General features: G+C 37.9%; 12 protein-coding genes and 3 pseudogenes. 10 read left to right on the top strand and 5 right to left on the bottom strand.

Annotated elements, in window-relative coordinates; all coding sequences use genetic code 11:
- The first annotated feature begins 53 nt into the window (after positions 1-53).
- From D5R40_RS00460 to D5R40_RS00410, 10 genes are all read left to right on the top strand, one after another.
- Positions 54-392, top strand: coding sequence for a cation:proton antiporter subunit C (locus tag D5R40_RS00460; RefSeq protein ID WP_124143293.1), 339 nt, complete (start codon positions 54-56; stop codon positions 390-392).
- Between the two features lie 344 nt (positions 393-736).
- Complete coding sequence (locus D5R40_RS00455; RefSeq protein WP_124143292.1) at positions 737-2,173, top strand: cation:proton antiporter; 1,437 nt, start codon at positions 737-739, stop codon at positions 2,171-2,173.
- A complete protein-coding gene (locus D5R40_RS00450; RefSeq protein ID WP_124154110.1) occupies positions 2,170-3,624 on the top strand; it encodes a cation:proton antiporter in 1,455 nt (484 codons plus the stop codon). The genes D5R40_RS00455 and D5R40_RS00450 overlap by 4 nt, the downstream gene beginning before the upstream one ends.
- Complete coding sequence (locus tag D5R40_RS00445) at positions 3,597-3,992, top strand: Na+/H+ antiporter subunit E (protein WP_124143290.1); 396 nt, start codon at positions 3,597-3,599, stop codon at positions 3,990-3,992. Before D5R40_RS00450 ends, D5R40_RS00445 begins: the two co-directional genes overlap by 28 nt.
- The gene (locus tag D5R40_RS00440) at positions 3,989-4,240 is read left to right on the top strand and encodes a hypothetical protein (RefSeq protein ID WP_124143289.1); all 252 of its coding nucleotides are present in this window, start codon (positions 3,989-3,991) and stop codon (positions 4,238-4,240) included. The genes D5R40_RS00445 and D5R40_RS00440 overlap by 4 nt, the downstream gene beginning before the upstream one ends.
- Complete coding sequence (locus D5R40_RS00435; RefSeq protein ID WP_124143288.1) at positions 4,237-4,527, top strand: monovalent cation/H(+) antiporter subunit G; 291 nt, start codon at positions 4,237-4,239, stop codon at positions 4,525-4,527. Before D5R40_RS00440 ends, D5R40_RS00435 begins: the two co-directional genes overlap by 4 nt.
- A complete protein-coding gene (locus D5R40_RS00430; RefSeq protein ID WP_124143287.1) occupies positions 4,520-5,080 on the top strand; it encodes a DUF4040 domain-containing protein in 561 nt (186 codons plus the stop codon). The genes D5R40_RS00435 and D5R40_RS00430 overlap by 8 nt, the downstream gene beginning before the upstream one ends.
- Positions 5,080-5,742, top strand: coding sequence for a Na(+)/H(+) antiporter subunit B (locus D5R40_RS00425; protein WP_124143286.1), 663 nt, complete (start codon positions 5,080-5,082; stop codon positions 5,740-5,742). The genes D5R40_RS00430 and D5R40_RS00425 overlap by 1 nt, the downstream gene beginning before the upstream one ends.
- Positions 5,743-5,816: 74 nt before the next feature.
- Positions 5,817-6,053: a four helix bundle protein gene (locus D5R40_RS00420; RefSeq protein ID WP_124143285.1), complete on the top strand. Its 237-nt coding sequence runs from the start codon at positions 5,817-5,819 to the stop codon at positions 6,051-6,053.
- 354 nt (positions 6,054-6,407) lie between these two features.
- Positions 6,408-6,596 (top strand): four helix bundle protein, encoded by a 189-nt coding sequence (locus D5R40_RS00410; protein ID WP_124143284.1) that lies wholly within the window; start codon positions 6,408-6,410, stop codon positions 6,594-6,596.
- Positions 6,597-6,721: 125 nt separating this feature from the next.
- Here the strand turns inward: D5R40_RS00410 and D5R40_RS00405 are convergent.
- From D5R40_RS00405 to D5R40_RS00385, 5 genes and pseudogenes are all read right to left on the bottom strand, one after another.
- Positions 6,722-7,057 (bottom strand): annotated as a pseudogene (locus D5R40_RS00405) (XisI protein).
- Positions 7,045-7,465 (bottom strand): annotated as a pseudogene (locus D5R40_RS00400) (XisH family protein). The pseudogenes D5R40_RS00405 and D5R40_RS00400 overlap by 13 nt, the downstream one beginning before the upstream one ends.
- Before the next feature lie 378 nt (positions 7,466-7,843).
- Positions 7,844-8,002, bottom strand: a pseudogene (locus tag D5R40_RS42310) (phenolic acid decarboxylase); the annotation flags it as partial.
- 175 nt (positions 8,003-8,177) lie between these two features.
- Positions 8,178-8,660, bottom strand: a complete 483-nt coding sequence (locus D5R40_RS00390; RefSeq protein ID WP_124143282.1) for a UbiX family flavin prenyltransferase — start codon at positions 8,658-8,660, stop codon at positions 8,178-8,180.
- A gap of 559 nt (positions 8,661-9,219) precedes the next feature.
- Positions 9,220-9,543, bottom strand: coding sequence for a hypothetical protein (locus D5R40_RS00385; protein ID WP_124143281.1), 324 nt, complete (start codon positions 9,541-9,543; stop codon positions 9,220-9,222).
- Positions 9,544-10,053: the final 510 nt, after the last annotated feature.

The raw sequence follows: 10,053 nt of genomic DNA, 5'->3' as shown, positions 1-10,053 counted from the left end.
TGATTTAAAAATGAATTTTCTGCAAAAAAATAACAATTAATTAGTTAATTTTCATGTTAGAAGCTTGTATATTTTCAACCATATTATGTGGATTTTTCGGCATCATTTTTAAGAAAAATCTGGTGATGAAAATCATATCAATGGATATTATGAGTACGGGAGTTATTGCCTATTATGTGCTAATAGCATCCCTAGATGGTTTGTTTACACCAATTGCCGACGAAACCAAAAATGTTGCTTATTCCGACCCCGTTCCCCAGGCAGTTATCTTAACAGCAATTGTAATTGGTTTTTCAATTCAAGCTTTGATGTTGGTGGGTGTGATGAAGTTGGCAAAAGATAATCCCACTTTGGAAACTAGCGCAATCGAAGAAAATAACACACCATCATGACCAAAAAATTAGGTCTCAAGTCTCCCCTTTTCAAGGATGAAAAGCGGTCGATCTTCGGAGCTTCCCGGAGGGTGGGATGGCGAGGAGACCTCGCCATATCCATAAGACTAAGAGCAAAGTAAACTTCAGTATTTTGGTGCCTCATACTTTATACCAATTCACTCAAAAAATGTCACAAATAGTTGCTAACTGATGAAGTCAAATAATAAACTGAAATTACTGTAGAGTAGAGTTTTTAAGTTCCATTAATATCACTTCTGACTTCTGATTTTTAACTTCTGACTTTAGTGAAACGGTATTAGCGGTCGGTACTGATAACTGATAACTGATAACTGATAACTGAAATGACCAATATTACGATCGCCTGGATGGCATTACCATTTTTTCTTGGGTTTGTGATTTATTTACTACCCAAACTAGACCGCTTTCTCGCACTGGGAGTAGCATTACTTTCGCTTAACTATGCCTTAGCGATATTTTCAACCCAATCACTTTTAAATATACAGTTACTAGATAATTTTGGTGTAACTTTAACCATCGACCAACTAAGTGCCTTTTTTATCGTCACTAATGCGATAGTTACAACCGCAGTTATTATTTACACTTGGAGTAGCGAAAAAACTGCTTTTTTCTATATGCAAGTAGTGATTCTGCATGGTAGTGTCAACTCTGCCTTTATATGTGCAGATTTTATTAGTTTGTATGTAGCATTAGAGGTAATTAGTATTGCTGCCTTTCTTCTCATTACCTATCCGCGTACAGATAGATCGATTTGGGTAGGATTGCGCTATCTGTTTATCAGTAATACGGCAATGCTGTTTTATCTGGTAGGAGCAGTACTGGTATATAAGGCACATAATTCCTTTAGTTTTGCTGGTTTGCGCGGTTCGCCTCCTGAAGCAGTTGCTCTAATATTTCTAGGATTATTAGTTAAGGGGGGTATCTTTGTCTCAGGATTTTGGTTGCCTTTAACCCACTCCGAATCACAGAGTCAAGTATCAGCAATGTTATCAGGAGTTGTGGTCAAATCTGGTGTGTTTCCCTTAGTGCGTTGTGCCCTACTGTTAGAGGAGATCGATCCAATAGTGAGAATTTTTGGTGTGACGACAGCTTTGTTAGGAGTAGGTTATGCCATTGTGGAAAAAGATACCAAGCGTACCCTAGCATTTAGTACCATTTCTCAATTGGGTTTTATCATGGCGGCACCAGAAGTAGGAGGATTTTATGCCTTGACTCACGGATTGGTGAAATCAGCACTTTTTCTCATCTCAGGTATTTTACCCAGTCGTAATTTTCAGGAGTTGCGAGACAAACCGCTCAATAACTCAATGTGGATAGCTTTAGCGATCGCCAGTTTTTCAATTTCTGGTTTTCCCCTATTGTCTGGTTTTGGAGCTAAGATATTGACCTCCAAAAATTTATTACCTTGGCAGGTTGTGGCAATGAATGTTGCTACAGTAGGAACGACAATTGTATTTGCCAAATTTATCTTTCTCCCCCATCAAAAGAGCGAAGAAAAAGGAAAAGCAACATCTGGGTTTTGGTGGGCGATGGTAATTTTACTCGGCGGATTGATTGTAGCAAATGCTGTTTATTACCAAGCTTATAGCTTAAATAATATACTGAAACCCCTAATAACTATTAGTATTGGCTGGTTGGCATATATTTTGATTTTTAGGAAATTAATTCTGAAATTCCCTCGTGGAGTTGAGAAATTCGATCATTTGATTGGGGTAATGAGTCTAATGTTGATTATAATTTTCTGGATGGTACAGATATGACCAATATTACGATCGTCTGGATGGCATTACCATTTTTTATTGGTTTCGTTATCTATTTATTACCCAAACTAGACCGCTTTCTCGCACTTGGGATAGCAGTGGTTTCGACTAACTATGCCTTGGCAATATTTATAGAAAAGTCTCCTTTGAACATACAGTTACTCGATAATTTCGGTGTAACTTTAATCATCGACCGACTGAGTGGTTTTTTTATCATCACTAATGCTCTAGTAACACTCGCAGTTATTTTTTACTGTTGGAGTAGTGAAAAAACTGCTTTTTTCTATATGCAAATAGTGATTCTCCATGGTAGCGTTAATGGTATTTTTATCTGTGCAGACTTCATGAGCGTATATGTAGCACTAGAGGTAATCGGTATTGCTGCGTTCCTCCTGGTAGCTTATCCGCGTACGGATAGAGCGATTTGGGTAGGATTGCGCTATCTGTTTGTCAGTAATACGGCAATGCTGTTTTATCTGGTGGGAGCAGTAATCGTGTATAAGGCACATCATTCCTTTTATTTTGCTGGTTTGCGTGGTTCGCCTCCCGAAGCGATCGCCCTCATATTTTTGGGATTATTGTCCAAGGGTGGTATCTTTGTCTCAGGGTTATGGTTGCCTTTAACCCACTCCGAATCACAGAGTCCTGTATCAGCAATGTTGTCAGGAGTTGTGGTCAAAGCTGGAGTCTTTCCTCTAGTACGTTGTGCGCTAATGTTAGAGGAAATCGATCCGATCGTGAGATTTTTTGGTGTTAGTACAGCACTTTTAGGTGTGGGTTATGCTGTATTTGAAAAAGATACTAAACGGATGCTGGCATTTCATACCATTTCTCAGTTAGGTTTTGTACTTGCTGCGCCAGTAGTAGCTGGTTTCTATGCTTTGACCCATGGTTTAGTTAAATCTGCTCTGTTTTTAATTGCAGGGGTTTTACCAAGCCGTAATTTTAAAGAATTGCACCATCAACCCATCGATAGTCAGATTTGGGTAGCTTTAGTTATCGCTAGTTTTTCTATCTCTGGTTTCCCACTATTATCTGGTTTTGGGGCAAAAGTGTTAACCTCTAAAAATCTATTACCCTGGCAGGTTGTTGGGATGAACATTGCCGCAGTGGGAACAGCCATTTCTTTTGCGAAATTCATTTTTCTTCCTCACCAGAAAAACGAGGAAAAAATCAAAGTAAAACTGGGTTTTTGGTGGGCAATGACAGTCTTACTCGGCGGATTAATTGTGGCAAATGCTGTTTATTATGAAGCTTACACCCTCAAGAATATAATCAAACCACTGGTAAGTATAGCTATTGGTTGGCTAGCATATCTATTGATTTTTAAGAAGTTGGCGATTAAATTCCCCCGTGTGGTCGAAGAATTCGACCATCTGATTGGATTTATGAGCTTCATGTTAATTTTACTTTTCTGGATAGTATGGACGCAATCGGGTTTTTCAATATAGTATTACGACTGACAATATGGTTTTTACTAACCGCCGACTTAAGTCCGGCAAATATTATTATTGGTGTCAGTATCGCCTTTTTATTACCTCGTAGTCGTAAATCATTAGGCGCTCTAAAAGATTGGTTAGACGTGTTATGGGAAATTGTGGTCGCAATTCCCCAGGCCTATATAGAAGCAATACAAATTATGCTTCGCCCCCATAATGATGAAGTATTGGTTTGCGAAAAAGTTAAACCAAAACGAACACCAGGATTGATATTTCTGGATATATTTTTGATTACTTTTACCCCTAAAAGCATTGTTTTGAAATACCATGAACAAGGGTGGTATGAAGTACACGTAGTGCGACGGATGAAAAACAAATGAACTATATTTTGATTGCTATGATTTTAGCTTTGCTCATACCCATTTATGAAGCTTGGCAGGATAATAATATTTGGCAGAAAATACTAGCCTTTGCTAGTATTGCCACCAAAACTTCGATTATGATGTTGGTGGTATCCGTTTTGCGAGATGATTGGTCAATTGGAGTAGTTGCAGTTATCATCTTGAGTGTGGGTAATGCGGGATTAATGCTACTGGCAAATTTAATCAAAAGGTTAAACGAAATATGATTGACATTTTAATTGATATTTTAAGCTATAGCTTGATAGTGATTGGAATTATTTTGTGGTTTTGGGGAACACTCCCCCTACTCGGACATAGATCGGTTTTATTTAAACTCCATAGTCTTTCGGTAGCTGATACCCTTGGATCGATGAGTATTGTTGTCGGTTTACTACTGAAAATTCCTTTTGAATGGCCGTTATTGCTGCTAGCACTGATTACTTTGGCAATTTGGAATACGGTTTTGGGGTATGTTTTAGCATATTGCTCTAGTAGTGGAGAAAAAAATGATTGATAGTTATATTTATGTGATCATTGCCCTGCTACCCTTAGCAGCTTTTATACTGTTATTTCAAGTTAATCCTTATGATGCTTTGATTATCCGAGCTATTTTAGGAGCAGTAGCAGCTTTGGTATATGCAGTTTTAGGAGCTGCGGATGTAGCTTTAACTGAAGCTTTAGTAGGTACAATGTTAGCTATTACTCTTTATGTTGTGGCAGTTCGTTCCTCTTTAGTCATGCGTCTGGGAATAGTTAAAGGGGTAGAGGTAGAAGCAGACAGTGATTTTACCAAATTAATATCTAAGATCAGACAAACCATTAATAAATATCATTTGCGTCTTGAATTAGTTGAATATCCCAACAAACAAGCTTTAGAATGGGCATTGATAGGTAAAGAGGTTCACGCTATCTGTAGTAAATCAGAAACATCAAAACCAGGCAGCGAACCCACTTATCAAACTAGCATTAGAGTGCATCGTCTTTTTGAGATTATGGAAACCGAACTAACTTCAGCAAAAACAATTGTGACATACATTACTGTACCAAACTTGGAGGGCAAACATTAATGAAATGGATTTATATTATAGCTGGAATAGCATTGTTAGTCAAAGTGCTAATTATGCCCAACCCACAAGCAGAATGGGAGGAAATTTCTATTGTGAGAGCGATCGTAGATGATAGTGGAGTACCAAATGCAGTTTCTGGCATCATTTTTAGAAATCGACTCTACGACACAATTTTTGAAGTGGTGGTATTTACGATCGCTATTTTGGGCGTGAATTTTCTCCTCGCAAATGAAAAACCCACCGAAAAAGTTTATCAATTTAGCGATCAACCTTCAATTGTGCTAGCGCGTTTGGGAGCTACTATTACGGCGTTGGTGAGTATTGAGCTAGCAATTAGGGGACATCTAAGTCCAGGTGGTGGGTTTGCGGCAGGGGTTGCTGGAGGAACTGCTATTGGTTTGATTGCCATTACTTCATCATCTGAGAAGATGGAGAAAATCTATAAAACATGGAATGCTGCTACTTGGGAAAAGGTTTCGGTTTTAATATTCATTGTATTGGCAGCTATAACTCTGATGGGATTGGAATTACCTAAAGGAGAGTTAGGTACTCTTGTTAGTGGGGGAATTTTGCCGATACTTAATATTTTAGTGGCAATAAAAGTGGCATTGGGTTCCTGGGCAGTTATTTTACTGTTTATTCGTTATCGAGGGTTGTTGTGAGAGTAGGGAGATGGGGAGATGGGGAGATGGGGAGATGGCGGGATTGGATATTGTTGTTGTAGTGGGAAAAATATATGACTGAAAGTCGCGAAAATTTAATTAATAATCATGAAGATTTAGAGGTGTATCAAATTGCTTTTAATACTGCTATGAAAATTTTTGAAATTTCTAAAACTTTTCCCCAAGAAGAAACATATTCTTTAACTGACCAAATTAGGCGTTCCTCCCGTTCTGTATGTGCTAATTTAGCAGAAGCATGGAGGAGAAGACGTTATAGAGGTTTATTTTTATCTATTGGGATGAGAGCTTGAAAACCACGTCGCTTTAGTGCGTGGACGTTTAGCTCACGCGCGACTTTAGTCGCCTGTAAAAATATCTAATTTCCCCTTGACATTTTCTCCGCTAATTAGGGTTTTTATGATAGCATAAAAATCAAAAGGTAGGTCGAGCAAAAATGATAATTTACGAGTTCAAAGTCAAAGCTAAACCAGAGCAATACAAAGCAATAGATGAAGCCATTAAAACATCTCAATTCATCCAAAATAAGTGTTTAAGATATTAGATGTATAACAAAGGTGTCAGCAAATATGACCTAAATAAATATTGCAAAGTATTAGCTCAAGAATTTAGTTTTGCCTCGGAACTAAATTCAATATTAGCAGGGAGTGTCAATAAGATTAAATGATGCTGAAGCGGAAGCAGCAGAAAGTCAAGTTTGGCTAAAATTTGCAGTTAAATGTCAATATTTGGATATAGAAACAGCAAGACAACTTTATAGTCAATATAACCAAATTTTGGGGATGATTGTGAAAATGACCAAAAACGTTGATAAATGGTTGTTGAAAAAAACTTAAGTTGATGTGTTATATAGAATCCAGTTATATATATAATATTATGTTTATTATGTTTATAACTCTATATATACTTCAACATTAAATCCCCCCACCTCCCCATCCCCCCATCTCCCCATCTCCCCATCTTATTCCACAGCATATTCTGTAAACTTTCTCATAAAAGGCGTATGAAATCCTAGAACAATATCTTTTTTTGCGACTCCATTTGTCACTAATTCTTCTGCAATATCCAACTCAGTTCCATTCCACTGAATCCAAATTTTTTCGCCTTTAATATCAATATGAATCGGACAACTATGAATCAAATGTTCTTTTTCCCAACCAAGATAAACAATCTGCTAATAGTCTCGTACAGTATCAAAAATTGGCTGTACTTCGATTTCTCCATAAGCAGGTTTATTTTGACTATACTCTAACAAAAATTCCTGGACTAAATGACGATATTTTTCTAGTTTTTCCATTCTATAATTACCTCTTTATCTGGGTTATAAATAATTAATTTTACTTGATTTTCATTAAGTATTAACTGAGGAAATTAAAGTTTAAAAAAGTTGTTATAAGTAATCAGAGGTACGGCTAAATAAAGTGTTCGGTCAAGTTCCTTCTGTTTTAGTGCTGCCCGATAATTAATAAACTGTCGCAAGGCAATATGAAATTCATAAATAGCTGATGATTTTGGTAAGAAACTTTTAATTTCAACTGCTATCTTTTAATTATCTTTTTCTGCTCCAATAAGTTGTTCTGCACCAAGGTCAATAGACATATCTACATGACCGAAACTAATAGATAATGGGTCATGAGTGATTGACCATCCATCTTTATATTAGAGCATTTTTAACTTCCTGATGGAAAAAATCCCTGGCTGACATTGGTTTTTCTTTTTATAATAACCCTTAATAGTCGATCCAGTCAGTCCATTAGTCGGTAGTAGGGTGCGTTATATCATGTTCGGTTGAATACTTATAATATCTGTGGACCAAAGGCAGAAGGCAACCCACCCCTAACCCCTCCCAGGAGGGGAAGGCAGAAGGGAAAGAGCAAGGTTAGAAGGCAGAAGGTTTATTATAACTGATTATCCGAACATGATATTAGACAGCCTAAATTCAGATGATGAAAGGGATTGAGCAATCCGTCGTAGGGCACCATTTTAGGGGATAAGCCCACTACTGGACTACAAACTACTACTCAACGGTGCGTTACGGCACAATGGAATGCTTGACAGTTCAATGGCAGTTTGTGATGAGCGCCTAACGCACCCTACTAGACTCGGGCAACTCGCTGGGAGCGAAGACTATCACGTCATCGTTATCGCTACCGCCATCTTCCATGTAGGTAATTTCGACAAAATCCCAGTTCACTTCCATAGGATGCTGCACACCTTTGTCGCGATACTCGCGCACCTTCGGGAGATGTTCGTTTGGCTAAGATTTAAGAGTTGAAAATTGCCACCATATCTCACAAGTTAACAAGTATAGTTTCATAAAAAAACTAATGGGTGTTTGCCAGGTAACAATTTTCAATAAGTGAAATAAATTGAAACACTTTTACTCCTGTTACACTGGTGCATATGATCGCATACGTTCAAATCTCTTTGGTCTGTGTCACTAAGCGTTTGCCATTTGGCTGTTCAGGTTTCTCTCCAGCACTCTGTAAGGCTACCGCTCTTGATTTTTCCGCTTTGTGCCCCTCCCAACGCTTCAGAATTCCTAAATCAATGTCAAAGAGTTCAAGGACTCGGCCGACACTATGGTTGATAATCTCATCAATTGTCTCAGGTCGGTTGTAAAATGCTGGCATTGGCGGTGCGATGATTGCACCAAGCTGGGCTGCCTCATACATAAGTTTGCAGTGACCTAGATGAAGTGGTGCTTCTCGCGGCATTAAAACTAATCTCCTACGGTCTTTGAGTACCACGTCAGCAGCTCGAGTCAAAAGATTATCCGACATAGAGTGCGTGATTGCCGAGAGTGTTCGCATTGAGCATGGAGCAACAATCATACCTTCAGTTTTAAATGACCCGCTTGAAATTTTAGAAATAACGGACATAAAATGGGGAGTGTACATGGTCTTACTCTTGAAGTAATACTCATATCAATAATGTTCTTTCAGGAAGAAAACTAAGGAATAAAGTTATGTTAAAATTTTTACTTCTAAGTACAGGAATCCTGATGGGAGCATCTGCTTCTGACTGAGAATTCAAATAACTCTTAAACTTAAATGTTAAGGTCTATCTCTATAGTCATATCTTTGTGTAGATACACCATCAAGCTATTTTTATCTTAAAAAATACATTTGAATCTATATACACTACTCTAGACCTAAGAAATTCCACTGTTTTTTCAGCAATTCTTAAGATTTTAGGTAGGTCTTTTGCTCTTTCTATTTCTTGGCTAGTAGTGGTTCGATAATCTCCTATTCTTTATCTGTTAAGCTGCTTGAATATGGCATTTTTTCATCCTAAGCAAGCGTTGGCGGAGCCTAGCGGCAGCTATATCGCTCATTAGTATAGTCTTTTGCTAAAAGATAACAAATGGGTTCTATAGGTAATTCAGTCATCTAAAGATGACTTAAGCTATTACCCAAGGATTTCAATCCTGGACTTGAAACAGAAAGACGATCGGCCTCAATCACCCACCAGAATATAATTACCAATAATCTTTTTTAGTTCCAATGGAGCTTCCAGAGCGATGTTGCATCCGCAACGCTCCGCGAACGCTGCCCCCATATCTGGACGAACCACCCACAACCAAACCAACTTTTCCAAATAGTTTGGCGGTTCCTCATTCGGACACCACTCAATAGAGCCATCATTAACACCAATGATATTAGGACAAAAATCATTAGCTATAGCAACGCGATCGTCAAGTTGATGGAACTGCACCACATCTTCCCAAGCAACCTCATTAGGAATGGAATTTAAAATTGCTTCTACATCTAAAGTCAGCATGAAATTGTACCTCCGAAAGCTCTAACTACTCTGACACCAAAATCTTGTTGTTCTTCAAAAGATTGTTTGCCGATCCATTCTCTCACCTTCATCCTTTCTGAACCAGTTAGCTCTGGTTGAATCGAATTATAGAAATTGGTTATTTCTTGGTGAATAGATCCAGAACCATGTTCTAAGCAAACTAAATTCCCCGTATTATGAATTGCTTCCGCACCAAAAGTCTGTAAATTTTAAATAGTTTGTCCGACAAGATGATGCCAAGCTAGTTGATTGCCCGCCGTACCAATAACTCTTTTGAACTGACTAAACCTCCTAAAACCTTTTCCCGATCTTCTTTGGGGAATTACTGTCCTTGCTGCCAGTTACCTTGCCAGAAATCTTGCTATTTCTTGTCTAGTTTCATCTGTCACTTGTTTAAGTATAATTATATTAATATATTTGATACTTTCATTATGGAAAAACATCCCTCTTTTTGTCAAACTTTGGAAAAGGATAAACTATAAAAGCGAT

It is taken from the genome of Okeania hirsuta (assembly GCF_003838195.1).
GTDB classification, from domain to species: Bacteria; Cyanobacteriota; Cyanobacteriia; order Cyanobacteriales; family Microcoleaceae; genus Okeania; species Okeania hirsuta.
This window is presented reverse-complemented; position numbering and strand designations above follow the sequence as displayed.

What these genes read in the sequence shown, in the direction of transcription:
- D5R40_RS00430 (WP_124143287.1), top strand. Translation starts at nt 4,520, where the DNA reads ATGATTGATAGTTATATTTATGTGATCATTGCCCTGCTACCCTTAGCA.
- D5R40_RS00425 (WP_124143286.1), top strand. Translation starts at nt 5,080, where the DNA reads ATGAAATGGATTTATATTATAGCTGGAATAGCATTGTTAGTCAAAGTG.
- D5R40_RS00385 (WP_124143281.1), bottom strand. Translation starts at nt 9,543, where the DNA reads ATGCTGACTTTAGATGTAGAAGCAATTTTAAATTCCATTCCTAATGAG.
- D5R40_RS00390 (WP_124143282.1), bottom strand. Translation starts at nt 8,660, where the DNA reads ATGTACACTCCCCATTTTATGTCCGTTATTTCTAAAATTTCAAGCGGG.
- D5R40_RS00455 (WP_124143292.1), top strand. Translation starts at nt 737, where the DNA reads ATGACCAATATTACGATCGCCTGGATGGCATTACCATTTTTTCTTGGG.
- D5R40_RS00420 (WP_124143285.1), top strand. Translation starts at nt 5,817, where the DNA reads ATGACTGAAAGTCGCGAAAATTTAATTAATAATCATGAAGATTTAGAG.
- D5R40_RS00445 (WP_124143290.1), top strand. Translation starts at nt 3,597, where the DNA reads ATGGACGCAATCGGGTTTTTCAATATAGTATTACGACTGACAATATGG.
- D5R40_RS00435 (WP_124143288.1), top strand. Translation starts at nt 4,237, where the DNA reads ATGATTGACATTTTAATTGATATTTTAAGCTATAGCTTGATAGTGATT.
- D5R40_RS00460 (WP_124143293.1), top strand. Translation starts at nt 54, where the DNA reads ATGTTAGAAGCTTGTATATTTTCAACCATATTATGTGGATTTTTCGGC.
- D5R40_RS00440 (WP_124143289.1), top strand. Translation starts at nt 3,989, where the DNA reads ATGAACTATATTTTGATTGCTATGATTTTAGCTTTGCTCATACCCATT.
- D5R40_RS00450 (WP_124154110.1), top strand. Translation starts at nt 2,170, where the DNA reads ATGACCAATATTACGATCGTCTGGATGGCATTACCATTTTTTATTGGT.